At 63.4% G+C, this 26,813-nt stretch carries 24 protein-coding genes; 11 read left to right on the top strand and 13 right to left on the bottom strand.

The annotated features are described in order from the left end of the window. The first annotated feature begins 78 nt into the window (after positions 1–78). A complete protein-coding gene (locus tag JJE66_RS05750; RefSeq protein WP_200513123.1) occupies positions 79–585 on the top strand; it encodes a GFA family protein in 507 nt (168 codons plus the stop codon). Here the strand turns inward: JJE66_RS05750 and JJE66_RS05745 are convergent. Further along, positions 539–961 carry a TfoX/Sxy family protein gene (locus JJE66_RS05745; RefSeq protein WP_246756102.1) on the bottom strand — a complete coding sequence of 141 codons (423 nt, stop codon included), beginning with the start codon at positions 959–961 and terminating at the stop codon, positions 539–541. The two genes, JJE66_RS05750 and JJE66_RS05745, sit on opposite strands and share 47 nt — an antisense overlap. 145 nt (positions 962–1,106) lie before the next feature. Here JJE66_RS05745 and JJE66_RS05740 point away from each other — a divergent pair, with 145 nt between their 5' ends. Then, a complete protein-coding gene (locus tag JJE66_RS05740) occupies positions 1,107–2,768 on the top strand; it encodes a thiamine pyrophosphate-binding protein (protein ID WP_200513121.1) in 1,662 nt (553 codons plus the stop codon). 196 nt (positions 2,769–2,964) lie between these two features. On the opposite strand, the gene JJE66_RS05735 is transcribed toward JJE66_RS05740, so the two are convergent. Beyond that, a complete protein-coding gene (locus JJE66_RS05735; RefSeq protein ID WP_200513120.1) occupies positions 2,965–4,344 on the bottom strand; it encodes an LLM class flavin-dependent oxidoreductase in 1,380 nt (459 codons plus the stop codon). Positions 4,345–4,626: 282 nt separating this feature from the next. Here JJE66_RS05735 and JJE66_RS05730 point away from each other — a divergent pair, with 282 nt between their 5' ends. From JJE66_RS05730 to JJE66_RS05705, 6 genes are all read left to right on the top strand, one after another. Further along, positions 4,627–6,012 carry a M20 family metallopeptidase gene (locus tag JJE66_RS05730; protein WP_200513119.1) on the top strand — a complete coding sequence of 462 codons (1,386 nt, stop codon included), beginning with the start codon at positions 4,627–4,629 and terminating at the stop codon, positions 6,010–6,012. 97 nt (positions 6,013–6,109) lie between these two features. After that, positions 6,110–7,021 carry an amino acid ABC transporter substrate-binding protein gene (locus JJE66_RS05725; RefSeq protein ID WP_200513118.1) on the top strand — a complete coding sequence of 304 codons (912 nt, stop codon included), beginning with the start codon at positions 6,110–6,112 and terminating at the stop codon, positions 7,019–7,021. Between the two features lie 130 nt (positions 7,022–7,151). Continuing rightward, positions 7,152–7,883 (top strand): amino acid ABC transporter permease, encoded by a 732-nt coding sequence (locus tag JJE66_RS05720; protein WP_200513117.1) that lies wholly within the window; start codon positions 7,152–7,154, stop codon positions 7,881–7,883. Positions 7,884–7,887: 4 nt separating this feature from the next. Continuing rightward, positions 7,888–8,580: an amino acid ABC transporter permease gene (locus JJE66_RS05715; protein WP_200513116.1), complete on the top strand. Its 693-nt coding sequence runs from the start codon at positions 7,888–7,890 to the stop codon at positions 8,578–8,580. Positions 8,581–8,588: 8 nt separating this feature from the next. Further along, positions 8,589–9,320, top strand: a complete 732-nt coding sequence (locus JJE66_RS05710; protein WP_200513115.1) for an amino acid ABC transporter ATP-binding protein — start codon at positions 8,589–8,591, stop codon at positions 9,318–9,320. Between the two features lie 176 nt (positions 9,321–9,496). Further along, positions 9,497–10,357 (top strand): D-amino-acid transaminase, encoded by an 861-nt coding sequence (locus JJE66_RS05705; protein ID WP_200513114.1) that lies wholly within the window; start codon positions 9,497–9,499, stop codon positions 10,355–10,357. A 127-nt stretch (positions 10,358–10,484) separates the two neighbouring features. Here JJE66_RS05705 and JJE66_RS05700 read toward each other — a convergent pair whose 3' ends face one another. From JJE66_RS05700 to JJE66_RS05690, 3 genes are all read right to left on the bottom strand, one after another. Further along, complete coding sequence (locus tag JJE66_RS05700; protein ID WP_200513113.1) at positions 10,485–10,946, bottom strand: carboxymuconolactone decarboxylase family protein; 462 nt, start codon at positions 10,944–10,946, stop codon at positions 10,485–10,487. 28 nt (positions 10,947–10,974) lie between these two features. Next, on the bottom strand, positions 10,975–12,594 hold the full coding sequence (locus tag JJE66_RS05695) for an MDR family MFS transporter (protein ID WP_200513112.1): 1,620 nt from the start codon (positions 12,592–12,594) through the stop codon (positions 10,975–10,977). Positions 12,595–12,710: 116 nt separating this feature from the next. Further along, the gene (locus JJE66_RS05690; protein ID WP_200513111.1) at positions 12,711–13,862 is read right to left on the bottom strand and encodes an HlyD family secretion protein; all 1,152 of its coding nucleotides are present in this window, start codon (positions 13,860–13,862) and stop codon (positions 12,711–12,713) included. Positions 13,863–14,002: 140 nt separating this feature from the next. Between JJE66_RS05690 and JJE66_RS05685 the strand changes: the two genes are divergently transcribed. Next, entirely contained in the window at positions 14,003–14,914 is a 912-nt protein-coding gene (locus tag JJE66_RS05685) for a LysR family transcriptional regulator (RefSeq protein WP_200513110.1), read from the top strand. Here JJE66_RS05685 and iaaH read toward each other — a convergent pair. Both iaaH and JJE66_RS05675 read right to left on the bottom strand, forming a co-directional pair. Continuing rightward, on the bottom strand, positions 14,898–16,340 hold the full coding sequence (iaaH, locus tag JJE66_RS05680) for an indoleacetamide hydrolase (RefSeq protein WP_200513109.1): 1,443 nt from the start codon (positions 16,338–16,340) through the stop codon (positions 14,898–14,900). The genes JJE66_RS05685 and iaaH overlap by 17 nt on opposite strands. Before the next feature lie 76 nt (positions 16,341–16,416). Continuing rightward, a complete protein-coding gene (locus JJE66_RS05675; RefSeq protein ID WP_200513108.1) occupies positions 16,417–19,866 on the bottom strand; it encodes an indolepyruvate ferredoxin oxidoreductase family protein in 3,450 nt (1,149 codons plus the stop codon). A gap of 152 nt (positions 19,867–20,018) precedes the next feature. On the opposite strand from JJE66_RS05675, the gene JJE66_RS05670 reads away from it, so the two are divergent. After that, complete coding sequence (locus JJE66_RS05670; protein ID WP_200513107.1) at positions 20,019–20,474, top strand: Lrp/AsnC family transcriptional regulator; 456 nt, start codon at positions 20,019–20,021, stop codon at positions 20,472–20,474. 22 nt (positions 20,475–20,496) lie between these two features. Here JJE66_RS05670 and JJE66_RS05665 read toward each other — a convergent pair whose 3' ends face one another. The 3 genes from JJE66_RS05665 to JJE66_RS05655 form a co-directional block, all read right to left on the bottom strand. Continuing rightward, complete coding sequence (locus JJE66_RS05665) at positions 20,497–21,336, bottom strand: MFS transporter (RefSeq protein ID WP_200513106.1); 840 nt, start codon at positions 21,334–21,336, stop codon at positions 20,497–20,499. Between the two features lie 73 nt (positions 21,337–21,409). Then, complete coding sequence (locus JJE66_RS05660; protein ID WP_200513105.1) at positions 21,410–21,913, bottom strand: hypothetical protein; 504 nt, start codon at positions 21,911–21,913, stop codon at positions 21,410–21,412. A gap of 57 nt (positions 21,914–21,970) precedes the next feature. Continuing rightward, complete coding sequence (locus JJE66_RS05655) at positions 21,971–22,372, bottom strand: hypothetical protein (protein ID WP_246756100.1); 402 nt, start codon at positions 22,370–22,372, stop codon at positions 21,971–21,973. A gap of 87 nt (positions 22,373–22,459) precedes the next feature. Here JJE66_RS05655 and JJE66_RS05650 point away from each other — a divergent pair, with 87 nt between their 5' ends. Continuing rightward, on the top strand, positions 22,460–23,380 hold the full coding sequence (locus JJE66_RS05650) for a LysR family transcriptional regulator (protein ID WP_200513104.1): 921 nt from the start codon (positions 22,460–22,462) through the stop codon (positions 23,378–23,380). Position 23,381: 1 nt separating this feature from the next. On the opposite strand, the gene JJE66_RS05645 is transcribed toward JJE66_RS05650, so the two are convergent. The 3 genes from JJE66_RS05645 to JJE66_RS05635 are packed head-to-tail and all read right to left on the bottom strand — an operon-like array spanning position 23,382 to position 26,624. Further along, on the bottom strand, positions 23,382–24,167 hold the full coding sequence (locus tag JJE66_RS05645; protein ID WP_200513103.1) for a fumarylacetoacetate hydrolase family protein: 786 nt from the start codon (positions 24,165–24,167) through the stop codon (positions 23,382–23,384). Between the two features lie 15 nt (positions 24,168–24,182). After that, positions 24,183–25,550, bottom strand: coding sequence for an LLM class flavin-dependent oxidoreductase (locus JJE66_RS05640; protein WP_200513102.1), 1,368 nt, complete (start codon positions 25,548–25,550; stop codon positions 24,183–24,185). 21 nt (positions 25,551–25,571) lie between these two features. Further along, on the bottom strand, positions 25,572–26,624 hold the full coding sequence (locus JJE66_RS05635) for an Ldh family oxidoreductase (protein ID WP_200513101.1): 1,053 nt from the start codon (positions 26,622–26,624) through the stop codon (positions 25,572–25,574). Between the last annotated feature and the right edge of the window lie 189 nt (positions 26,625–26,813).

Below are 26,813 nucleotides of genomic sequence, written 5' to 3'. Positions count from 1 at the left end.
GAACGCAGTCTTCCCTCGGATTGCGCTTCGCTCCATCCGGGCTACAAGACTATGCTGCGCGTGCAAGGAGCATCGCCCATGGCCAAAGCCGCCGCCGCCGCAGGCATAGCTACAGGCCAATGCCTCTGCGGCAAAGTCGCCTTCGAGATCGACATCCCGGCGCGCTGGGCCTGGCACGATCATTCCGCCGCTAGCCGCCGTGCCCACGGCGCGGCCTATGCCACCTATGTCGGCAGCTGGAAGAAGCGCTTTCGCATTATGTCGGGCAAGACTGCGCTGACCCGCTACGAGGACAAGGCGACCAAGACCGCGCGCAGCTTCTGTTCCCATTGCGGCACGCCGATCGCCTATGAGCGCCCGCGCGGCCCGCACATGGTCAACATTCCCCGCGCGCTGTTTAGGGAGCGCACTGGACGTCAGCCGCTCTATCACATTGCGATCGAGGAGCTACAGGAATGGGCCTATACCGGCGAGCCGCTGGTGTCGCTGAAGGGTTTTCCCGGCGTGGTCTGGCAGCGCTCGAAAAAGAAGAAGCGATCTAGCGGCGAAGACCCGTTCGAACTCGGCCGCGAGGAGGCGCTTTAGCCTTCGTGCTCGTCGGGCCTGCCTTGCGCGCCTTCTTCGCCGGCGGCTTGGCGGGCATCGTTGCCACGAAATCCAGCGCGCGCTTGACCCAAGCCCTGAGCCCGGCCTCGGTTCGCGTGCCCTCATCAGACACCCGGACGAACCCGGTCATGATGCGCCCGCGCATTTCCATTGGGCTCGTGTGTGGCTTTTTCAACATGCTCGCATGTGCCTCCGGGCCAACACGAAACAGCATGCCGCCACGGCCACTTATGGTGCAGCACATGACGTTGTCCACCATGAAGCAAAGGCCGCCCATCATCTTCTTTTCCGCGACCTGGCGTTGGCTTGCCAGCAACTTGCGAACCCGTGCGGCGGTGCCTTCATCGTAAGCCATGACGGTCCTCCAGCTTTGGCCCATCTTCCCAGCTTCTCCTCATGCGTGCAAGGCAGCCATGACCGCGGTCCATTGCGCGTGTCCTCCGACTTCGTCCATCATGTGTCGCGTCCTTGCGGCAATGTCCGCCGGGCCTGGAGGAAACATGAAGAACAAGATCACCGGCCGCTCCGCCTTTCTCGCGCTGCTCAAGAACGAGGGCATCACGCACCTGTTCGGCAATCCCGGCACCACCGAGCTGCCGATCATGCATGCGCTGAAGGACCATCCTGATCTCACTTATGTGATGGCGATGCAGGAGAGCCTGGTGGTGGCGATCGCGGACGGTTACAGCCGCGCCTCCGGCAAACTCGTCGCCTGCAACGTCCATGTCGCGCCCGGCCTCGGCAACGCGATGGGCTCGCTCTACAACGCCCAGTTCACGGGCACGCCGATGATTCTGACCGCGGGCCAGCAGGAGCAGGGCCACGGCCTGATGGAGCCGGTGCTGTATGGTCCGCTGGTGCGTATGGCCGAGCCGCTGGTGAAATGGGCGGTCGAGGTGACGCGGCTTGAGGATCTGCCGCGCATCGTGCGTCGCGCTGCCAAGGTCGCGATGACGCCGCCGACCGGACCGGTGTTCATCTCGCTGCCCGGCGACATCCTCAACAGCGAAGCCGGTATCGATCTCGGCCGCTCCACGCGCATTGACGCGCGCACAAGACCATCCGATGAGGCGCTGAGGGCATTTGCCGCGCGGCTGCTGAAGGCCGAGCACCCTGTCATCGTCACCATGGACGAGGTGGTCAAGAGCGATGCGCTAAAGGAGACCGCCGAACTTGCCGAGCTGCTGGGCGCCGCGGCCTATCAGTCCTCGACGCCTTACGGCTCGCACTTCCTGTCGGAGAGTCCGAGCTTCGTTGGTACGCTGGCCCGCGCGCAGAAGGTCGCGCGCGATACGCTCGCGCCCTACGATCTCCTGATCGCGCTCGGCGGCGATCCCCTGCGGATGTCAGTCTATAGCGAGGTCGACGCGCTGCCGGACGGTCTCGGCATGGTGCAGGTCGGCCTCGTCGATTGGGAGATCGCCAAGAATTACGGCGCCGAGATCGCGCTCAAGGCGGATCTCAAGGAAACGCTGCGCGCGTTGATCCCGATGCTCAAGGAGATGGGCGGCGCCGCGCTGGCGCGGCGCGCCAAGCAGCGCCTCGCCGAGCTTGCGCCGAAGAACTGGACTGCGCGGCGCGCCGCGCTGGTGGAGCAGATCGGCAAGAGCGCCGGCCGCACGCCGATCGATCCGGACTGGCTGGTGTTACAAATGGTCGAGGCGATGCCCGGCAACGCCATCCTCGTCGACGAAGGCCTCACCTCCAGCCGCCAGATCACGGCGCTCCGCGCGCATCGCGACCGCTTCGGCTATCACGGTCTCGCCTCCGGCGGCATCGGCTGGGGCCTGCCGGCGTCAGTTGGCGCCAGCATCGCCAATCCGGATCGCCCCGTCGTGTGCTTCTCGGGCGATGGCAGCGCCATGTATTCGATCCAGTCGCTGTGGACGGCCGCGCATCACAAGCTGCCGCTCAACGTCGTCATCGCCAACAACGGCGGCTATCGCATCATCAAGCAGCGCCTGCTCGCCTTCCATGGCGACGACAATTACGTCGGCATGGATTTCGTCGATCCGCCCGTGGACTTCGCCGGCGTCGCCAAGGCGCTGGGATGCGAGGCGATCAAGATCAGCGATCCCCGCGAGCTGAAGGCGACGCTGGCGTCGGCGTTTGGTCGGCCGGGGACCAAGCTGATCGAGGTGATGGTGGACGGGAAGGTGTAGACGCACACGGCTTTCCAGTGTCGTCCCGGCCTAGTGCGCAATTGCGCACGGGGGGCCGGGGCCCATACCGCGTGATCTATCGATCGCGGGTGATGCTAATCCCGAACAACGAGCCTTCGCCAAACCACTCCCTGTGGCTACGGGTCCCGGCTTCCGCCGGCTTCGGCCGGGACGACACCGATGATGTGGCGCTGTCTTACTCCGTCTTTCCCACCCGATACCCCGCAGCCGGATGCGGAGTGCCGAGCCTTGCGCGGCCGTGGCCAAACAGCTTCTCCCGCAGTGTGCCTTTCGCATATTCCGGCTTGTACCGCCCGCGCTTGGTCAGCTCCGGCACCAGCATGTCGGCGATGTCCTCGAAATCGCCGGGCGAGATCGCGAAGGCGACGTTGAGGCCGTCGACGTCAGTCTTCTCGAACCAATCCTCAATCTTGTCGGCGACGCTCTCCGGTGTGCCCACCACGACCGGACCGGCCCCGCCGATGCCGACATGTTCGATGACGTCGCGCACGGTCCAGACGCGATCGGGATCAGCGCGCGTGACGTTGTCCAGCGCGCTGCGGCCGGCGTCATTCTGGACGTGGCGGACCTGCTGGTCGAGCTCGTAGCCGGAGAAGTCGACGCCGGTCCAACCCGACATCAGGGCGAGGGCGCCTTCCGGACTGATATGCGATCGGTAGTCGGCATGTTTCGCCGCCGCTTCGGCTTCCGTGTTGCCGAGGATGATCGTCATCATGTTGAACATGAGGATCTCGGCTGGGTTGCGGCCGAGCGCGGCAGCCTCCTGGCGGATCGCGGAGACCCGCGGCGCAATGATCTTGGCCGACGGTCCCGACATGAACACGCATTCGGCATGCTTCGCCGCGAACTGCCGCCCGCGCGGCGAGGTGCCGGCCTGGTACAGCACCGGCGTACGCTGCGGCGACGGTTCGCTGAGGTGGATGGTGTTGTTGATGCGGTAATGCTCACCCTCGTGGTTGACGCGATGAACCTTGCTGGGGTCGGTGAAGATGCCGCGCTGGCGGTCGCGCTGCACCGCGTCGTCCTCCCAGCTGCCTTCCCAGAGTTTGTAGACCACCTCCATGTATTCGTCGGCGATGTCGTAGCGATCGTCATGCCCGACCTGCTTCTCCTTGCCAGCGCCGCGCGCGGCGCTGTCGAGATAGCCGGTGACGACGTTCCAGCCGATGCGGCCCTCGGTGAGATGATCGAGCGTCGACATCCGCCGCGCGAACGGGTAGGGCGGCTCGAAAGAGAGGTTGCTCGTGACGCCGAACCCGAGATTTTGCGTCACCGCCGCCATCGCCGAGAGCAACAGCAGCGGCTCGTTCGATGGCGTCTGTGTTGCATTGCGCAAGGCTGCGTCAGGGCTGTTGCCATAGACGTCATAGACGCCGAGCACGTCGGCCAGGAACAGCCCGTCGAAACGGCCGCGTTCCAGCGTCTTGGCGAGGTCGATCCAGTAGGGCAGGCGGTTATACTCGGCGGTGCGATCGCGCGGATGGGTCCACAACCCCGGTGATTGATGCGCAACACAATTCATCGCAAACGCGTTGAGCCTGATCTGCTTGGCCATGCTGGTCCCCCGGCGCCCTGTACCGGGCGCTCTTCGAATGATAGACGTGCGCCCCAATCTGGCGAAGTTCTTGCACAATCTGGCGAAGTTCTTGCATATGATTGGCCCTTTGCAATGGCCAATCCTAGAAAGGCTTGACGTTGGCAAGGCCAAAATCGGTGGGCTACAGCCCTTGGCAAGCCAATCTCAAGAGAGCAAGAACGAAATCGCAAGTCCCGCCACTTTCGAACGCCTGCGTGGCTCGCTACGCTGCCTCGTTCCAAGACGTTGAAAACGATACCAATGACCAGAGCCGACGCCATCGCCCGCGCCCGGGACGACTTCAAATCCGGTGCGTTTCTCGCTGAACTCGACCGCCGCGTCGCCTTCAAGACCGAGAGCCAGAATCCGTCGCGCGGCCCTGAGCTGCGTGCCTATCTGGAACAGGAAATGCAGCCTGCTTTTGCTGCGCTCGATTTTACCAGCCGCCTGGTCGAATCCCCGAGCGGCAAGGCGCCGTTCCTGTTTGCCGAGCATCATGAGAGCGCGTCGGCGCCGACCGTGCTGATCTACGGCCATGGCGATGTCGTCGACGGCATGGAGGGCGAGTGGCGCGACGGCCGCGATCCCTGGCGCACGACGACGGCAGGCACGCGCGTTTACGGCCGCGGCACTGCCGACAACAAGGGGCAGCACAGCATCAACATGGCCGCGCTCCGCGCAGTGCGCGAGGCCCGCGGCGGCAAGCTCGGCTTCAACGCCAAGTTCATCGTCGAGATGGGCGAGGAGATCGGCTCGCCCGATCTCGGCAAGGTCTGTGATCTCAATCGCGACGCGCTCAAGGCCGATCTGTTCATGGCCTCCGACGGACCCCGTTTGTCAGCGGATCGGCCGACGCTGTTCCTCGGTTGCCGTGGCGGCATCCGCATCCATCTCGACGTGAATCTGCGCGATGGCGGGCATCATTCCGGCAATTGGGGCGGCGTGCTCGCCAACCCCGCGACCATTCTGGTCAACGCGATTTCGACGCTGGTCGACGGCCATGGCCGCCTCCAGCTCGAGGCGCTGAAGCCGCCGCGGCTCACCAATCAGATCCGCAGCTATCTTGCCGATGTGCAGGTGGTGCCGACTGAAGACGAGCCCGCGCTTGCCGAGAATTGGGGCGAGGAAGGGCTGTCCGCGGCCGAGCGGCTCTATGCCTGGAACACGCTCGAAGTGCTGGCGATGTCATCGGGCAATATCGGGAAGCCGGCGAACGCCATTCCCGGTCACGCCAATGCCGTGCTGCAACTGCGTTTCGTGGTTGGGACCAAGGTTGATGGCCTGATCGACGCCGTTCGCGCGCATCTGGTCGGACGCGGCTTTCCGATGGTCGAGGTGCGGTCGGCACAGAGCTTTGCCGCCTCGCGCACCGACTTCGACAGCCCCTGGATCAAATGGGCTGCGGATTCGGTGAGGGAGACCACCGGAAAGGTGCCGGCGGTGCTGCCGAACTTCGGCGGCTCGCTGCCGAACGACGTGTTTTCCGAGATCCTCGGCTTGCCGACCATCTGGGTCCCGCACTCGTATCCCGGCTGTTCCCAGCATGCGCCCAATGAACACATCCTGCTGCCCTTGACCGAAGAGGCCTTGACGGTGATGGCCGGGCTGTTCTGGGATCTCGGGGAATTGCCCAAGCCACTCACCTGAGCCGTTAACCTGAGCCGCTATCCCGCCGAAAGTTACATTCTAATCCGGCCTGATTTGTGCTTGCATCCGGCCGCATCATCCTGAAAGGGGAGAAAAAGTGAAACATTTCCGTCACGTCGGCCTCGCGCTCGTCGCGACCTTTGCCATGAGCCAGGCTGGGGCCGAGGAGCTCACCGGCACGCTGAAGAACATCAAGGACACCGGCGCGATCACGCTCGGCTTCCGCGACTCGTCCATCCCGTTCTCTTATCTCGACGACAACCAGAAGCCCATCGGGTTCGCGATGGACATCTGCTACAAGATCGTCGACGCCGTGAAGAAGGAGCTCAAGCTCGACAAGCTCGAGGTGAAGCTCAATCCGGTAACCTCGGCAACGCGTATTCCGCTGATGGCGAACGGCACCATCGACCTCGAATGCGGCTCGACCACCAACAATGCCGAGCGCCAGAAGCAGGTCGCCTTCACCAACACCCACTTCCTGACCGCAAGCCGCTACGTCTTCAAGAAGTCGAGCGGACTGAAATCGATCGACGACCTCAAGGGCAAGACGGTGGTTTCCACCGCCGGAACCACCAACATCAAGCAGCTGACCGAGGCCAACGTCGCGAAAGGGCTCGGCGCCAATATCATACCGGCCAAGGACCACGCCGAAGCCTTCCTGATGGTCGAGACCGACCGCGCGGTCGCCTTCGTCATGGACGACATTTTGCTCGCGAGCCTCGTTGCCGGTTCGAAATCGCCGAGCGACTACGTCATCTCCAAGGATGCGTTCTCCAAGCCCGAGCCCTACGGCATCATGCTGCGCAAGGACGACCCCCAGTTCAAGAAGGTGGTCGATGCCGCGACCGCTGCGCTCTACACCTCCGGCGAGGGCGAGAAGATCTACGACAAATGGTTCATGGCCAAAATCCCGCCGAAGGGGTTAAACCTCAACACGCCGATCTCGCCCGAATTGAAGCACGAGTTCGCAAAACCTTCGGACTCGCCGAACCCGGACGACTATAAGTAAGATCAAACCTCGATCCCTGGGATCGAGATCATGTCCGGCCGCTCTTGACACCAGAGTGGCCGGACATTTGCATAGGCGCCCAAGACCTATTTCACGACATCTGTGATGGGCGCGTTCGCGCGGGGGACACGTGAACTACCATTGGAACTGGGGAATTTTCTTCGAGCCGAACCCGATGGGGACCGGCACCTATCTCGACATGCTGCTGTCGGGACTGGTGCTGACCCTGAAGACGGCGGCGCTTGCCTGGATCATCGCGCTGATCTTCGGTACGGCCATCGGCGTGCTGCGCACGCTGCCATCGAAGACCGCGTCCTGGATCGGCTTCTGCTGGGTCGAGTTCTTCCGCAACATGCCGCTGCTGGTGCAGCTGTTCCTGTGGTTCTTCGTGCTGCCGGAATTGCTGCCGAGGAGTGCCGGCCTGTGGCTGAAGCAATTGCCGAACGCACCATTCTGGACCGCCGCGATCGGCATAGGCTTCTTCATGTCGGCCCGTGTCGCGATACAATTGCAGGCCGGAATCGGCTCGCTGCCGCGCGGGCAGAGGATGGCGGCGACCGCGCTCGGCCTGACCACGTTTCAGGGCTATCGCTACGTGTTGCTGCCGATGGCCTTCCGCATCATCCTGCCACCGCTGACGTCCGAGTTCCTCAACACCATCAAGAACACGGCGGTCGCCATCACCATTGGCCTGATCGAGCTGACCGGAGAGGCGCGGTCGATGCAGGAATTTTCGTTCCAGGTGTTCGAGGCCTTCACGGCCGCGACCATCCTCTATCTCCTCGTCAACGCCGTCGTCGTGACAGCGATGCGCTTCCTCGAGCGCTGGGTCGCGATCCCCGGCTACATCACGGGGAAATAGAGCGATGTTCGGTAATTTCGATTTCGACGTCATCATCCGTGCGCTGCCTTATCTGTTCAAGGAGGGCATGACGTTCACGCTGATGCTGACGGCGCTGGCGGCACTCGGCGGTCTCGTCTTCGGCACCGCGATCGCCCTGATGCGGCTGTCCGGCTACAAGACGCTTGGGCGCATCGCCGGCGTCTATGTCGACTTCATGCGCTCGCTGCCGCTGGTGCTGGTGATCTTCTGGTTCTACTTCCTGGTGCCCTATATCGGGCAGTGGGTGACGGGTGCGTCGCGGCCGATTAGTGTCGGCGCCTTCGCGTCCTCGCTGATCACCTTCATCATGTTCGAGGCCGCCTATTTCTCCGAGATCATGCGCGCCGGCATCCAGTCGATCTCGCGCGGCCAGCCCGCCGCGGCCAACGCGCTCGGCCTCACCTATGCCCAGACCATGCGCTACGTCGTGCTGCCGCAGGCGTTCCGCAACATGTTGCCGGTGCTGATAACGCAAACCATCGTGCTGTTCCAGGACACCTCGCTGGTTTATGTGCTGTCGATTACGGATTTCCTCGGTGCGGCCAGCAAGGTCGCGCAGCGCGACGGCCGTCTGGTCGAGATGTACCTGTTTGCTGCCGTCGTCTACTTCACCATTTCCTGCATCGCGTCCTTTGGCGTCCGCCGCCTCCAGGCGCGCATCGCCATCCTTCGCTAGGGCCCGTCATGATCGAAATCAGCCACGTCGATAAATGGTACAGCCCGACCTTCCAGGTGCTGACCGATTGCACCACCAGCGTCGCCAAGGGCGAGGTGGTGGTGGTGTGCGGTCCGTCCGGTTCGGGAAAGTCGACGCTCATCAAATGCGTCAACGCGCTGGAGCCGTTCCAGAAGGGCGACATCAGCATCGATGGCATCAAGGTCAATGACTCAAAGACCAATTTGCCGAAACTGCGCTCGCGCGTCGGCATGGTGTTCCAGCACTTCGAGCTGTTCCCGCATCTCAAGATCATCGACAATCTTTGCCTCGCACAGCAGAAGGTGTTGGGCCGGCCGCGTGACCAGGCATTGGAGAAGGGAATGCAGCTCCTCGACCGGGTCGGCCTGAAGGAGCAGGCACAAAAATTCCCAGCGCAGCTCTCCGGCGGTCAGCAGCAGCGCGTTGCCATTGCCCGCGCGCTCGCCATGGACCCCATCGCCATGCTGTTCGACGAGCCGACCTCGGCGCTCGATCCGGAGATGATCAGCGAGGTGCTCGACGTCATGGTCGATCTCGCCCGCGAAGGCATGACCATGATGGTCGTGACCCATGAAATGGGTTTTGCCCGCAAGGTCGCCAACCGCGTGATCTTCATGGACCGCGGCGAGATCGTCGAGGACGCGCCGAAGGATGATTTCTTCGGCAAGCCGCGCAGCGACCGCGCGCAGAAGTTCTTGTCGAAGATTCTGTCGCACTAGCTCTGCTGTCATTCCGGGACGCGCTCTTGGCGCGGGCCCGGAATCCATCACCACCATCGGGAGCATGGATCCCGGGCTCGCGCTCCGTGCGCCCCGGGATGACGAAGAGCAGGGTTTATCGGGCTGGCCAAATCCCCTATACCGGGTCAATCCCCATTTCCGCCAGGAGACCTGCCTTGGACTCGATCGCCTACGTCAACGGCTCATTCGTTCCGCTCTCGGATGCCAAGATCTCGGTTCTCGACCGCGGCTTCCTGTTCGCCGACGGCATCTACGAGGTCTCGGCCGTGCTCGACGGCAAGCTGGTCGACAACGCCTCCCACCTGGCGCGGCTGGAGCGTTCGGTCGGCGAGATCAGCTTGAATCTGCCGGAGAGGGTCGAGCGCATCACCGAGATCCAGAAGGAGCTCATCGCGCACAACAAGCTCGAAAGCGGCCTCGTCTATCTCCAGGTGACGCGTGGCGCCGACAAGGGCCGCGATTTCCCGTTCCCCAAGGGTGACGTCAAGTCGAGCCTGGTGATGTTCACCTCCGAAAAGGACATCATCAACGCCGCCTCGGCCAAGACCGGCATCAACGTCATCACGGTGCCCGACATCCGCTGGGAGCGCCGCGACATCAAGAGCGTGGCGCTGCTCGCGCAGGTGCTGGCGAAGCAGGCCGCGGCCGAAGCCGGCGCAGGTGAGGCCTGGATGCTGGAAAACGGCTACGTCACCGAGGGCGGCTCGTCCTCCGCCTTCATCCTGACCCAGGACGACGTCATCGTCACCCGCAAGAATTCCAACGCGATCCTGCCGGGCTGCACCCGCAAGGCCGTGATCGCGCTCGCCGAAGAACGCCAGCTCCGCGTCGAAGAGCGGTCCTTCACGGTCGCCGAAGCGCTCGCCGCCAAGGAGGCCTTTGCCACGTCGGCCTCGCTGTTTGTCCAGCCGGTGGTAGCGATCGATGGAAAGAAGGTGGGCGACGGCAAGCCCGGCCCGATGGCGGCGCGGCTGCGCGAGATCTATGTGGAGTTTGCCAAGGCGACGGCGGTTTAGGCCGCGCGCTCCGCTACCGTAGGGTGGGTTAGCGAAGCGTAACCCACCATCTTGTTCAACGCGGAGGAACCGATGGTGGATTACGCTTCGCTAATCCACCCTACGCGATTTGCCGGCGAGCCGCGGCCTACGCCACCGATGCCTTCACCTTCACCGGATGCACCGCGCGGAACGCGATCGCCAACCTGTTCCAGGCGTTGATGGCCCCGATCAGCGCGGTCAGGTTCACAGTCTCTACCTCGGAGAACTGCGCGCGGGCTTCGGCGTAGACATCATCGGGTGCGCGCGTCTCCGCGATCAGCGTCACCGACTCGGTCCAGGCCAGCGCGGCGCGCTCGCGGTCGGTGTAGAGCGGGGACTCGCGCCAGGCGTTGAGCAGATAGATGCGCTGCTCGGTCTCGCCGCGCTTGCGGGCATCCTCGGTGTGCATGTTGATGCAGAAGGCGCAGCCGTTGATCTGCGACGCCCGGATCTTGACGAGCTCGATCAGCGATTTCTCCAGGCCCGTCGACTGGATCTGCTCTTCAAGCGCCATCAGCGCTTTCATCGTGTCGGGCGCGGCCTGGTAGAAATTCATGCGGGGTTTCATGGTCGTTCTCCTTTTGCTGGGTTAGAGATCAGTGGGCGCCATCGGCCGAGACCTGGCCGGGCTTTTTCAGGAACATGGCCGCGACGAAGGCTACGATCAGCGCCAGGCCGAGCAGATAGAAGGTGTCGCTGAAGGCAAAGATATAAGCCTGCTTCTGCACGACATGGCCGATCGCGACATAGGCGCGATGCGCGGCATCGGCACGGTCGAGCACGCCGTGATTGATGAAATACTGCGTGAGCTGCTCCAGCCGGGTGCGGGTGGCCTGCTCAAACACCGAGACCGACTGCATCAGCACGTTGGAATGATACTGCTCGCGCTTGGTCAGTACGGTCTGGAGCAATGCGATGCCGACGGCGCCGCCGAGATTGCGCATCATGTTGAACAGGCCGGAGGCCGAGCCCGCATTCTCCGGCTCGATGCCGGCGGTGGCGACCGCCGACAGCGGCGCCATCACCAGCGCCTGGCCGATGGCGCGGACGACGTTGGGCCACAGCAGCTGGTCGGCTGCGTAGTCATTGGTCATATAGATGTTCATGAAGTTGGAGCCTGCGAACAGCACGAAGCCGATGCCGATGATGATCCGCGCGTCGAATTTCTGCATCAAGCGCGGCACCAGCGGGATCAGCAGCAGCTGCGGCAATCCGGTCCATGCCAGCACCATGCCGATCTGTTCGGAATTGTAGCCCTGGATGCGTGCCAGATATTGCGGCAGGATGAACACCGAGCCGTACAGCGCGACGCCGAGCAGGAAGTTCGCGAGCATGCCGAAGCCGAAATTGCGGCGCACGAGCAGGCGCAAATTCAACAGCGGCTTTCTCACCGTCAGCTCGATGATCAGAAAAGCGGTCAGCGCCACAACTGCGATGATTGACAGCTTGACGATAAAGGGCGAGCCGAACCAGTCGTCCTTGTTGCCTTCCTCCAGCACGGTCTGAAGCGCGGACAGCCCGATCGCCATGGTGATGATGCCGGCCCAGTCGCCCTCACCGAGCAGCGACAGCTTCATCGGCTTGGCGTCGAGCGCGTACCAGAGCATGCCAACCATGATCGCACCGGGCGCAAGATTGACGTAGAAGATGTACTGCCAGCCAAAGTTCTCGGTGAGATAGCCGCCGATGGTCGGGCCGATCGCGGGTGCAAACGTCGCCGACAGCGCGAACAGGGCAAGACCAACCGGCTGCTTGGCACGCGGCAGCAGCGTGATGATGAGGGTGAACGCCATCGGAATGAGCACGCCGCCGGTAAAACCTTGCACGGCGCGCAGCACGATCATCTGCGGCAGGTCCTGCGCCAGTGCACAGGCCGCTGAGAGAACCAGGAACAGGATCGCGTTGGTGAGCAGATAGATCCGGATCGAGAACACCTGGGCGAGCCAGCCGGACAGCGGGATCACCACGATTTCGGCGATCAGATAGGAGGTCGAGATCCAGCCGCCGTCATCGATGCCGGCGCCGATCGCGCCCTGGATGTCGGCGAGCGAGGCGTTGACGATCTGGATGTTCAGCACCGCCATGAAGGCGCCGAGCGTGGCGCCGATCACCGCGATCCAGGTCTTGGCGGAAACGGCAGGCGTTGTGGGAGCCGCGGCCGGGGCGGCGAGGTTGGCGGCGGAGGCGGCGTTGACGGTCGGGTGAAGCGTGCTCATGGAGGCCTCGTCTCGGTTACGGAGACAGGATGCGTTACGTGGACGGTTTCGATAATCAGGGAAGTCTGGGAAGGATCATCCGGCAGAACTTGATAATCCTGCCGGGCCTTTCCGTGTCAGCCGCCGTTCGGGTGCGGCGCGTTTTCGACAACGCGCTTGGCTGTCTCGCGCTCGGCCACCACGGTCGCCTTGGTATCGACGGTCGGCACCGCCGACATGCCGGGCCGCAGCAGGCCCGTCAGGCTGTGGTCGTCGAGCACGATCTTCACCGGCACGCGCTGTACGATCTTGGTGAAGTTGCCTGTGGCATTGTCGGGTGGCAGCAGGGCGAATTCCAAACCGCTCGCCGGCGACAGGCTGTCGACATGGCCGTGGAGGGGCTTGTTCCGGAAACTGTCGACGTAAAGCTCGACCGGCTGGCCGGCGCGGACATGGGTGAGCTGAGTCTCCTTGAAATTCGCCACCACATAGACTGCATCGAGCGGCACCACCGCCATCAACTGCGTGCCCGCCTGGACATATTGGCCGATGCGCAAGCTGCGAGCGCCGACCGTGCCGTCGACCGGCGCGGTGATCTCGGTATAGGACAGGTTCAGCTCGGCTTGATCCGCGACCGCGCGGGCGCGGTCAAGCTGCGCCGTGGCCTGGGCGCGCTGGGTGGTCAGCACGTCGACCTTGCGCTGCGCGGCCACCAGGCCCGATTTGGCGTGCTGCAATTGCGCGTTGCTGGCGCGGAGCGCCGCATCGGTCTGCTGCGCGCGCTGGATCGTGCCGGAGCCCGACTTCATGAGGTCGTCGTAGCGGGCGCGCTCTTCCTGCGCGAATTTCAGATTGGCATCTGCCGCCGCAACGTCGGCCGTGCTCTGCTCGATGATCGGCTGTTGCAGTTCGAGCTGGGCATCGAGGTTGCGGACCGAGGCTTCGGCGGCGGCGACATCGGCGCGGGCCTGGCCAAGCGCCGCCTTGAAGTCGCGGTCGTCGATCTTCGCCAGCACCTGGCCCGCCTTAACCTTTTCGTTGTCGCCAACCAGCACCTGGGCGATGTAGCCCGAAACCTTCGGTGCGATGATGGTGGAGTCGGCCTTCACATAGGCGTCATCGGTGGATTCGAGGTAGCGGCCGGTGGTCAGGTAATTGTAGCCAAAGTCGCCGGCGGCGGCGACTCCAAGGGCCAGCGCCAGGCCGATGGCCGCCCGCTTGACCGCCTGAAGGGACGGGCGCAGGTTTATTTTCTCATTTTTGTCAGTAACATAAGTCGCATTCGACATAGCATCCTCGACATTCCCAGCCGTCCCGGTTCAAACGGTGCGCTGCTGATGGCCGTAAGATGCGCTGTCTCCCCGCTTGTGATAATCCCGGAAGAAATGGAAGCATTATCCAGCGAGAGCGGATAATCGGAGCTTGACCTATGGACCGCTTTACCAGCCTCACGGCCTTTGTCCGGGTGGTCGAAAACGGCGGCTTCTCGGCTGCGGCCCGGCGGCTCAACATGTCGACGACCATGGTGAGCAACCATGTTCAGGCGCTGGAAGACCGGCTCGGGGCGCGGCTGCTCAACCGCACCACGCGCAAGGTGAGCCTCACCGAAATTGGCAAGGCCTATTACGATCGCTCGACGCAGATCCTCGCCGATCTCGAACAGGCTGACGACATCGCCGGCGAGTTGCAGTCGGTGCCGCGCGGCACGCTTCGCATCCACTCTGCCACGCACATGGTGCCCTTCGTCGCGACCGTGGTGGCCAAGCTCCTGTCCACCTATCCGGAGGTCAAGGTCGACCTGCGCATGGGGGAAGGTGATATCGATCTGATCGAGGAGGGATACGACGTCGCCCTGCGAATGACGCCGCCGCCGGATTCGAGCCTCATTGTCCGCAGCCTTGCCACCTGGCGTCATGTGCTGTGCTGCTCACACGGCTATATCGAGAAGCATGGCCGGGTCCAGCAGCTCGCCGAGCTCTCCGGGCACAATTGCGGCCGCCACCTGAACTATCCGTTCGGGGACGAGTGGCGCTTCATCGATCGCAAGGGCGTGCCGGCCTCAGTGCGCATTTCCGGCAGCCTTGTCACCAACAGCGGCGAAGCGTTGCGGAAGATGGCGCTGGAGGGCGCCGGCGTCTGCCTGATGGCGGGATTTCTGGTGCAGGACGATCTCGAAGCCGGCCGGCTCGTCCGCCTGCTGCCCGAATATCGTACGGTCGAAATTTCCATGAACGCGGTCTACCCGCATCGCCATCATCTCTCGGCCAAGGTGAGGACCTTCATCGACATGCTCGTGCATCACAGCGCTGAGCAGCAGAAGCTGATCAACCCGTATTCGTGACTCGCAAGGGGGGCGGCAGCCGTCCGAACAGTTCTTCAAGCGCCATGCCGATCGCAAGCAAGTGGCGATCGCTACCCGCGGGGCCGTCGAGCTCCAATCCGATCGGCAATTTGCTGGTCTCGCCGAGCGCGATTGGAATCTGGATGCCGGGAATGCCGGCATTGCTGCCGGGATCGGTGTTCTGGATGAACAGTCCGAAATTCTCGAGGCTGCTGGACTCCGGATTGGACGCGATCGCAACCCGCGGCGTGGTCGGGAAGACGATGGCGTCGAGCCGGTTGTTTGCAAAGGCCTGCTGGTAGAGCGCCTGGAGCGCGGGCCTCGCGACATTGATGGCTTCGTCGTAAAGCGGCTTTGCATCGACAAAGCTGCCGTCGGACGCCGGCAATTTGCGCGGCAGCACCAGGCCCTCATAGGTGCCCTTGACGTCGGGGCTCGCGATTTGCGCGACCATGGCCTCGATGGTCACGCCTGTGCCGGTGTGCTTGAGATAGGCGACCATGTCGTCATAGGCCTCGTAGAGCGCGACCGGAAATCCGACCTGGCCGTTGAGCTGGGCCAGTTCCGGCATCTCGATATCGATCACGGTCACGCCTTGCGCCTTCAATCGGGCGAGGGCGGCAGGGAAAGCGGCTTCCGTGTCCCCGTCGAGGTTCGTCAGCATGCTGTTCACGAGGCCGAGACGGACCTGTTTGAGATCGGCCGGTCCGATCGCATCGCCGCCGGCAATGATGCGGTCGAGCAGCGCGACGTCCGCCATGGTGGCCGCCATCGGGCCTGCGGTGTCGCGGGTATGCGAGATCGGCGCGATGCCGGCTTGCGGATAGCGGCCGACAGTCGGTCGCAGCGAGGCGCATCCGTTCAGCGCGGCGGGAACGCGTACCGACCCGCCGGTGTCGGTGCCGAGCCCGCCCGCCACGATCCTGGCACCGATCGCCGCGCCTGTGCCAGAAGACGAGCCGCCGGCGATCAGCGAGCGGTCATAGGCGTTGCGCACGCCGTATTCGGGGCCGGTCTTGAACCCGGCATTGTAGCCGGAGATGCCGAAAGCAAGCTCGTGCATGTTGGTTTTGCCGATGATGACCGCGCCCGCGGCACGCAGCTTCGCCACGACAGGCGCGTCAGTGCGCGGAATGAAAGTCTTCAGCCCCGGCGTTCCAGCGCTGCAGGGCAGTCCGGCGACTTCGATGTTGTCCTTGATCACGATGGGGACGCCGCCGAGCGGCCCGCCCGCGGCGCCTGCGCCCTGTGTATCGAATGCGACGGCAGCCTTCAGCGCGCCCTCTTCATCCAGCGTAACGAAGGCGTTCAGGTCGGCGTTGGCCTTGGCACGGGCGAGGGCCTCGGAGGTGAGCGCGTGGCTCGTGATTTTTCCGGCCGCGAGCTCGGCCGCGGCCCGGGTCAGGGTCAACTGGTCGAAATTCATGATGCGCCACCCGATTGCCAGGCTCCATGAGGGAGCCTCTTCCAATTGGGGAGGCTGGAGCCTCGCTGGCGCGACGTCAACCATAGGCCTGCATCTTTGGCGATGCCGACCTTGCCAAATCCGTGAGCAGCGTCTCAGTCTCCGATCGTACCTTCGTGACCGCGGCATCCTTCACCGGGCCATAGCCGCGAATATCCATCGGCGCCTTTGCGATAGTGATGAGATCGGGCAGATGGGCCGCGTTGAGACCGTCGAGCATCCGTTCGATCAAGCCTTCATACCAGACGATCAGCTCCCGCTCGGCCCGCCGGTCGGCTGCATAGCCGAACGGATCGAACGGCGTCCCGCGCAGTGCCTTCAGCCGCGCCAGTATGGCGAGCGGCCTCTGGATCCACTGACCGAAGGCGCGCTTGCGCGGGCGGCCGCGGGCGTCGTGCTTGGATGGCAGGAACGGTGGAGCGAGATGGTATTGGACGCTGAAGCCTTCCTCGAACTCGCGCTTTAGCTCGTCGAGAAAGCCGGTCTGCATGTGTAGGCGCGCGACCTCGTACTCATCCTTGTAGGCCATCAGCTTGAAGAGAGCGCGGGCCACGGCCTCGGTAAGGGCCTCGCTGTTGAGGACAGCTTCGGCAGCACGAACTTTTGCGACCAGTGCTCGATAGCGCGCCGCATAAACCCCGTCCTGGTAGGCCGTGAGAAAATCGGCACGGCGGGCGATCAGCTGGTCGAGCGTTTCGGCCTCGGGCGCATGGTCCGCTTTCGGCAGAAAGTCCGGTTCAGCGGCGGCGATGCGGCCCCAGGCAAAAGCCTGCTGATTGCGTTCGACAGCCACGCCGTTCAACTCGATCGCGCGTAACAGCGCTGGTAACGAGACTGGCACCAAGCCGCGTTGCCAGGCAAAGCCGAGCATGATGATGTTCGCATAGACGGCATCGCCGAGCAGGCGTTCGGCCAGCGCGTTGGCGTTGATGCTGTCGAGATGGTCGGTGCCGATGACGTGACCGATCGCGCGCAAGCGAGAAGCAGAGGCGAGATCGGCATCGCGGAAGCGGACGACGTCGCCGGTCGGCATCTCAGCGGTGTTGACCGCGGCACGCGTGCCGCGCCGATAGGTGCCGGACGCTTTTGGCGAGGAGCTGACGACGAGGTCGCAACCGATCAGCGCATCGGCCGCGCCCTGATCGATGCGGACCTGGTGCAGCGCCTCGGGTGACGCAGCCAGCCGGATATAGCTCAGCACAGGCCCGAACTTTTGCGCAAAGCCGGTGAAGTCCAGCACCGAGACGCCGCGCCGTTCGAGATGTGCGGCCATGCCGATCAGCGCGCCGACCGTGATCACGCCGGTGCCGCCGACGCCGGTCACAAGCAGGTCGTAGGGGCGGTCGAGCGCAATGGGAGCTGGCAGAGTAAGCGCAGCCGCGCGGCCGACCGCGTCGATCTGGCTCGCGCTCTTCTTCCGGCGCGTCGCACCTTCAACGGTGACAAAGCTCGGGCAAAAGCCGTTGAGGCAGGAAAAATCCTTGTTGCAGGCGGATAGGTTGATCTGGCGCTTGCGGCCGAACGGCGTCTCCTTCGGCTCGACGCTAAGGCAATTGGATTCGACCGAGCAGTCGCCGCAGCCCTCGCAGACGAGGTCGTTGATATAGGCGAAGCGTTTTGGATCGGCCATCTCGCCACGCTTGCGTCGGCGCCGTTTCTCTGTCGCACAGGTCTGCTGATAGATCAGCACCGAGACGCCGGAGACATTACGCAACTCGCGCTGCACGGCGTCCATCTCTTCGCGCGGATGGATCGTGGCGCCGATGGGAAGGTCCGCCGGCAAGAATTGCGCGGGATCGTCCGACACCAGCGCGACGCGCGTCACCCCCTCGGCACGGACACTATGCGCGATGGCATGCACGCTGACGGGGCCGTCCACCGGCTGGCCGCCGGTCATGGCGACGGCGTCATTGAACAGGATTTTGTAGGTGATGTTGGCTTTGGCCGCGATCGCCTGGCGGATCGCCATCGAGCCGGAGTGATAATAGGTGCCTTCGCCGAGGTTCTGGAAGATATGCTTGTGGCCGGTGAATCGTGACGAGGCCGCCCAATTGACGCCTTCGCCGCCCATCTGGATCAGCGACGAAGTCTCCCGGTCCATCCAGCTCGCCATGAAATGGCAGCCGATGCCGGCCAGTGCTTTCGAGCCCTCCGGAACCTTTGTGGATGTGTTGTGCGGACATCCCGAGCAGAAATACGGCGTGCGCGTCGCGCCTGTGACGTTGACCGTGCGATCGGCCTCGGGCAGCAACGCGGCTGCGCGCGCCGCGAGATTGAGGCCCGGAAACATCGGATCGAGCCGCCGTGCCAGCACGGATGCGAGCGCACGCGGCGACAATTCGCCGGTCCAGGAGATCAGCCGCGCGCCGGTTTCGTCGTGCTTGCCGACCATGCGCTCGGGCTTCGCGCCCGGATAATCGTAGAAATATTCCTTGAACTGGCTCTCGATAATGCCGCGCTTCTCTTCGACGACCAGGATCTCGCGCTTGCCCTTCACGAAATCCATGGCGTCATGCAGCGCCAGCGGCCAGACCATGCCGACCTTGTAGACGTCGATGCCGATGTTGCGGCAGGCGGCTTCATCCAGCCCCATCAGCCGTAGCGCCTCCATCAAGTCGAGATGTGCCTTGCCGGTGGTGACGATGCCGTAGGTGGCGCCTGGGATATCGTAGATGTGGCGATCGATCGGATTGGCCTTCGCGAAGGCATAGACCGCGTGCTTCTTGGCTTCCAACCGCTCCTCGATCTGCGGACCGGGAAGGTCGGGCCAGCGATAGTGCAGGCCGCCTGGCGGCGGTGTGAAGTCGGGCGTGCGAAACAGCCGCGGCGGGCGTAGTGCGACGGAGCCACCTGATTCCACGATCTCAGAGATCGCCTTGAAGCCGACCCACATGCCGGAGAAACGGCTCAGTGCGTACCCATATTCGCCGAATGCCAGATATTCGCCGACATCGGCCGGATGCAGCGTCGGCATGAACCAACTCATGAAGGCGACATCGGATTGGTGCGGCATGGAGGACGACACGCAGCCATGGTCGTCGCCGGCGACCACTAGCACGCCGCCATGCGGCGAGGAGCCGTACGCGTTGCCGTGCTTGAGCGCGTCACCGGAGCGATCGACACCGGGGCCCTTGCCGTACCAGAGCCCGAACACACCATCGACCTCGCGGTCAGGTTGGGTTTCGACCTGTTGCGAGCCGAGCACGGCGGTTGCCGCGAGATCCTCGTTCACTGCGGGGAGGAATTCGATGTGGTCCTGCTTCAATTGCTGCTGGATGCGCCACAGTTCGAGATCGACGCCGCCGAGCGGCGAGCCTCGATAGCCGGAAATGAAGCCCGCGGTGTTCAGCCCCGCGGCACGATCGCGCCTGATCTGGTCGAGCGCGATGCGAACGATGGCTTGCGTGCCCGTGAGGAAAACACGGCCCTCCTTGCGGTCGTAGCGGTCGGAGAGCTCGTAGGCGTCGAGTGACGGAATGGCGTCCATAGCGGACCTCGCGCGGCATCCTGCCGAATAGGCCAAGGTTAGGCTTGGGGCGCTGGTAGGTCTTACCTATTCATCCCGTGATGAACGTCAGTTCGGTCGTATTTTGCAGAATAGGTCGAATTTTGGTAGATTTGATCGATTCGAGGCTATCGATGATTGAAGACCAGGACGCTCGGATTCTTGCTCATCTCCAGAAGGACGGCCGGGCCACCAATCAGCAGCTTGCCGACGAGGTCGGCATGTCCACCTCGGCCTGCTGGCGCCGGGTGCGTGCGCTCGAGGAAAGCGGCGTCATCCACGGCTATGCGGCGCTGGTCGCGCGCGAGCAGGCGGGCTTCGCGATGTCCGCCATCCTCCACGTCTCGCTGGAGCGGCACGACGCCAAATTCGTCGACGAGTTCGTCTCCCGTGTCACCACGCGCCGCGAGGTGCTGGAGTGTTTTGCGACGACGGGTGACGCCGATTATCATTTGCGCGTCGTCGTGCAGGACATGGCCGCCTACAACAGGTTCTTGGACGAGTTCATGTTCCGCATTCCCGGCATCCGCTACGTCCGCAGCAATGTCGTGCTGAAGGAGATCAAGACGAGCGTGGCGCTGCCGTTTTGAGATGGCCTCGAGCAGCTGTCTTTCACATTGCCTCCGCCCGATTGCGCCGGAGCAATTGGCGTAGCGACAGCACGTGCAACAGGATCGAGCTTGGCACGACGAAGGCTGGGGTCAGCACATTCGGGAAGGTATCGACCGCCATGCCCGGGCCATTCGGAACGATCAGCTGGAACGGGCCGGGCGACATGATCATTCCCAGGGCGATCGCAGTGGCCAGGTCGGCGAGGCCGAACATGTTCCAAAGGATCGCCGTTTTCCGCCCCTGAGCCGTTCCGGTCGCCAGGGCGATCGCTGCCGGCAGAGCGAACAGGCCGGTTAGCACGTCGCCAGTCCCAGCCGGCAATGCCCACAGGCCCGGCATCATCCCTCGCAGCCAGTAAACCAGCCATTGGCTGCCAAAGATGCGGTAAAGCTGAAGCGCGATGAGCCATGTCGTCGGCATTGCATCGAGCAACTGTCCGACCCGCTTCGATAACAGCAGCACGGGCGTCCCGACGATCACTGGCAGCAGGATCGCCGCAGGAAGCAGCGGCAACGAGGAAGCACCGGTACGGAATACGCTATTGATGGCTGCCGTCCAGGCGGCGGAAGACCAAAGCGTAAAGGGGACCATGAAGACCAGCCAGGTCGTCTGGCGTTGTCTTGGTGTCAACTCGATGTTTTCGAGAGCCAGCCACAGGCCAAGCGCAATGAGCCCATGGGCCATCAGCCGAACGGCCAGGGCCGGAAAGCCGCTGTCCGAAAGTGCGGGCAGCGCGTAGATCAACCAGGTCCACAGCGCCGTGAAGGAAACAGTCCACATGAGGCTGAGCCAGGCGGGACGCGGGGCAATCTCGACAACGAAAACGGAATCGGTGTTCATCGGCGTTCCTTTATGAGGGCGTCGCGATAAGCCTCTCTGTCGGCGCGCAGCAGATTGCGGTCCACCTGTTGCGTCACGATCTCTGTGCTTCCGATCCGGGCCTCAGCAGAAGCATGAAAACGAGAACATGGCCGACCAGCAGCAAAGGCACGTAAAGGGCCGGGATATAAATGCCGGCGCCGAACAGGCCGGGATTCTGAATCTTCGTTGCGCCCGCGTAATACGCATTCAGGAGATCGAGCGCACCCCAGACGTTGAAGATCCAGACCATCGGAATGGCGATCGACCATCGCCTGGAGAGCGCCGCCATTGAGATGAGTGCGAGAGTGGCGGCGATGAGATCTCCCCATCCGACTTCGCTGGCGAAGTTCGGGTCCAAGTCCGGGGAGACGAACCCGGCGACCATGAAGTTCATCCCGAGGAAGCGGAACGCGTGGAAGGCTGCCAGAAGTCTCAGGGCGTCGTGGCGCGGCATCGCGCGGACAAAGGGCCAAACATAGACGGAGGCCACCACCGCGCTGGTCAGCAAGGCGCCTGCGACACTGAGGACGAATGGAAGGTTGAAGCCCGGTGGCACGTTCGGATGTCCTTGTAATGGTTGGTCCGGTCGGATGGGGCCGGGGCCTGCGGCCGGTCAGGGTTTTGTCATGAGCAGGCGGAGCGGCATGAGCGGGCCCACGGCGATGTATTCGTGGTCGATGAGATCCTGCCTGGCGAGCGGCAAGGCATCCATGATCGCGTGCGCTTCGGCATCATCCTTGGCATCCAGCAGGAAGACAGCGCCCCGCCCATCGGACCGCGAATACCATTCACGAACTTTTCCGGTGAGATAGAGCTGGACGGTCTGCCTGATTTCATCAGGCATGACGGCCATGATCTGTTCGCGCGGGATGCCAGCCTTGACGGTCAGGATGACCATGACCCCGGTGGTCGTGGGTGACGGCGCTTGTGCTTGGGCAGCGGATGGTTCGGTCATGGCGGTAACACCTGTCAGTGTGAGGGTAAGTGCCAGGATGACGTTGCGGATTGCCTTCATCGCTTCGCTTCTCCGGTGCGGCTCATTTGCTATTCGGATGTAAGGCCGCTTTCCGCGCGCGACTATCCGCGATAATGTTGACGGGGTATGAAGCAAAACTTCACAGTCAGGCACGGCGCGCTGGACGGCCTAGAGGCGTTCCTGAGTGTCGCCCAACACCGCAGTTTCCGCCGGGCGGCCGCTGAACTCGGCGTAACGCCATCGGCTATCAGTCAGGCGGTGCGCGCGCTCGAGGCGCGCGTCGGCGCCGCGCTTTTCATCCGTACGACCCGTAGTGTCGGTTTGACTGAAGCTGGCGAAAGATTTCTTGCGCGCGCAAGACCTGCCTTCGAGGAACTCGTCGCGGCAAGTGGGGCCGCGCGCGAGCTTGGACAGCGACCGGCCGGGCTCTTGCGTCTCACCGTACCGCGCTCGGTCGTGCCGATCCTGTTGGAGCCGCTGGTCGCGTCGTTCTGCCGGGCGTTTCCCGAGGTTGAGGTGGAGCTCGCCGCGAGCGAAGAACTGGTCGATATCGCAGCCGAAGGTTTTGATGCCGGCATCAGGATGGGCCAGTTCATCGCCCCCGACATGGTCGTGGTGCGTCTGACGAAGCCGCTGCCCCTCATTGTCGTCGGCAGCCCGGACTATCTTGCTCGTTGCGGCCGGCCCGAGCGGCCGGACGATCTGCGTGAGCACGCGTGCTTGAGATTGCGACGATCGAATGGTGCAATCGCCTCATGGTCCCTCAACGATGACGGTCGTTCGATCGAGATTGCAGTTTCGGGGCCTTTCATCGCCTACGACTTTCCGACGATGCTCGGAGCCGCCGTCGAAGGTGTGGGTCTTGCGCAAGTGCCCGCACCGCTGGCCGCCGGCGCCATAGCGACAGGAAAACTCGTTCAAGTGCTGGAGCAATTCGCGCCAATGACACCGGGCGTGTTCCTGTATTACCCCGGCCACCGACAAATCATGCCGAAGCTTCGAGCCTTTATCGACCATGTGAAGGGCCGCTCAGCGGTTACCATTTAACCTACTGCCCCTCCCGCACAAACCGATTGCGCAGCGTGCCGATTCCGGTGATGTCGATTTCCACGACATCGCCATGCTTGATGTCGGGCGAGGCGCCATCGGTGCCCATCCAGATCACGTCACCCGGCCATAGCGTAAAATACCTGGTCAGCTCGACCAGGAACGGCACCACGCCAAAGATCATGTCGCAGGTCGCGAAGCGGTTGGTCTCCTTGCCGTTGACCCGGACGATCGTTTCCATCTTTGCAAGATCGGCGTCCGTCTCGATCCAGGGTCCCATCGGCTTGAACGTGTCGGCGTTCTTCGAACGCCATAGGCTGCGGTCTGCCTTCTGCCAGCTGCGCTCGCTGACGTCGTTGCCGATGGTGTAGCCGAATACACAATCCATCGCGTTGGCTTCGGTGAGATGCTTTACTTTCTTGCCGAGGACGACGGCGAGCTCGCCCTCGTAGTGGATCTTCTCCGTCGCAAAGGATGGGATCACGACATCCTCGTCGTGTGCGATCAGCGCATTTTGTGCGCGGTAGCCGATCTCGGGACGGTCAGGCACAGCCGGCACCTCGCCACGCTTGTCGGCGGCTTCCTTCAGGTGCTTCAGGTAGTTCAGGCCGACGCAATAGAAGGTGCGCGGGATCAGCGGCAGCTCGATTTTGACGTCGCGAAGCGAATGCGTGCGCAAGGTGCGCTGCCAGTCAGCGAAGGGATCGCCATCGACCGCGATCACCTGGTCGCCCTCAACGATCCCCCAGGATGTTTTGCCGGAGGCGGTGAATTTCAGCCAGCGCATGTCTTGTCCTCGTTGCTATTCCGCGGCGTCGCGCGGCTGTACTTTCCAGGCGCCGGCGGCCGGCCGCTTCAGCCCGAGATTTTCCCGCAATGTCTTGCCGCGATACTCCTTCTGGAACAGCCCGCGCCGCTGCAATTCCGGCACGATATGTTGCACGAAGTCCGCATAGGAGCCGGGCACATAGGTCGCGGCGATGACAAAGCCGTCGCAGCCGCGTTCGACGAACATTTCTTCCAGTCTGTCCGCGATCTCCTTGGGGCCGCCGACCATGGCGTCATGCACCTGGCCGCGGCCGGAGAAGGTGACGAAGTCGCGCGCGCTCGGATTGCTCTTGCCTGAGTTCTTCAGCACGCCGTCGCGGATGCCGAGAATGCCTTGCATGCTCTTCAGCTCGTCCGTCGTCAGCGGCTCGTCGAGATCCTTGGAGGCGAAATCGTAGTTGAGCGCTTCGGCGAGCAGTGACAGCGCGTCGATCTCGAGCGGCAGCTTGTTGATCAGCGCCATCTTGTCCTCGGCCTCGGCCTTGGTCGCGGCGCAGACCGGCGTGGTCAGATTGCAGAGGAACATCTGATCGGGATCGCGGCCGGCTTTCGCGGCCTCGTTGCGCACGGAGGCATAGCCTTCCTTGGCGCCGGCGAGATTGCGCGCGGCGGTGAAGATCACTTCGCCCCAACGGCCCGCGAAGCGCTGGCCACGGCCGGAGGCGCCGGCCTGGATGATAACGGGGTGGCCCTGGTCCGAACGCGGCACGGTGAACGGTCCGCGCGACTTGAAGGCCGCTCCCTTGTGATCGAGCCGCTTCACCTTGCTCGGATCGGCAAAGCGGCCGCTCGTCTTGTCCATGATGAGGGCCCCGTCCTCCCATGTGTCCCAATGGCCGAGCACGACCTCCATGAACTCGTCGGCCTTGTCATAGCGGGAATCATGTTCGGGATGGGAATCCCGTCCCATGTTGAGCGCTTCGCCGTCGTTGAGCGAAGTCACGACATTCCAGCCTGCGCGTCCACCCGACATCAAATCGAGCGTCGCGAAGCGGCGGGCGATGTCGAAGGGTTCGAAATAAGTGGTCGAGCCGGTCGCGCCTAACCCAAGCTTGTCGGTGACCATGCCCATCGTGGTCAGCACGATCAACGGGTCCATCTTCACGCAGCGGATGCCGTATTCGACGGTGTGGGCGTGGTCGTTGCCGTAGCGATCCGGCATCGCGAGACGATCGTCGAAGAAAGCCATGTGGAATTTGCCGGCCTCGAGGATCCGCGCGATCTCCTGATAATAGTCCGCCGACATCGAATCGGCGCGCGAGTCCGGATGCCGCCAAGAGCTCGGCAAATTCGTGCAGTTCTGCGCCTGAAGGAAGCCGACCAGGACCATCTGCCGATTCATGCTGCTGTTCTCCGAATTGCCTCAGGCCAGGTCGAGGACGGTGTCGATCCTATATTCGCGCGCCAGCGCGCGCAGCTTGTCCCAGGTCGCATCTTCGACCTCGATGCCGTCGCGCCGGCGTTGCTGCTCGCGCACGCCCTCGATCTCGCCGGGATAGTAGACGCCCTTGCTGCCCTCGGACGGCGGCGTCGATTTCAGATAGTGCGCGAATTCGGCGACCTCGCGCTTGAATTCCTTCAGCGGGCGGAATGCGGCGACATTGAACACCGCCATGAAGCATCCGTCATTGTGCCGCCCCGTAGGCTCGACGCCAAAGCCGAGCCCGGTGAGCAGGCCGCAGAGCACCTCGACCATCGCGGCGAGCCCGCTGCCCTTGTAGCCCTCGGTGCCGCCCAGCGGCAGCAACGCGCCGCCTTTGCGATATTGGGTGGGATCGGTCGTGTGCCGTCCCTCGGCATCGATGATCCAACCGGTCGGGATCTCCTCGCTGCGGGCGACCGCGAGCTGGATCTTGCCGGCGGCGACCGCCGAGGTCGCCATGTCCAGATAGAACGGCGCTTCGAGATCGGATGGCACGGCGATCGAGATCGGGTTGGTGCCGAGCCGCGCCTCCTTGCCGCCGAATGGTGCGACGTGCTTCGGCGAGCGGCCGGAGTCGGCTGTGGCGATGCCAATCATGCCTTCGCGCATCGCCATCAGCGGATAGGCGGCGAGGCGGCCGACATGGCTCTGCCGGAACACGGTGCAGGCGGCGACGTTCGCCGTCTTCGCCTTCTCGATCGTCAGCGCCATCGCCTTGGCATTGACGTGGAAGCCGAAGCCCCAATGGCCATCGATCACGGTCGTGGTCGGCGATTCCTGGACGATGATCCATTTGGCGCCGGGGACGATGTGACCGGCCTTGATGCGGTCGATATAGGTGGGAACCGCAATCACGCCGTGGGAATCGTGGCCGGTGAGATTGGCGTTGACGCAACCGGCAGCGACCGCGTCGGCTTCTTCCTCGGAAGCTCCGGCGGCACGGAGCAGCGCAGCGGCGACGCGCGTGAGGCGGTCGGCCTTGACGATCGGCATGGCGTTTCCTCGGCTTGGTGCCCTTAACGGGCTGCGTGTTGGAAGCCATCGTCTCAAAGCGGAGCTGCGATATCAATCTCCCGTAAACCAATACAGGGCTGCAAATTCGTAAAGAGAGCGTGCCTTTGGTCGTAGATTCCTCCCGCGCGGCGGTATTCCCGGTAGTTTTGCGCTCGTCATTCGCAGCTC

The organism is Bradyrhizobium diazoefficiens, assembly GCF_016612535.1.
GTDB lineage: Bacteria > Pseudomonadota > Alphaproteobacteria > Rhizobiales > Xanthobacteraceae > Bradyrhizobium > Bradyrhizobium diazoefficiens_C.
This window is presented reverse-complemented; position numbering and strand designations above follow the sequence as displayed.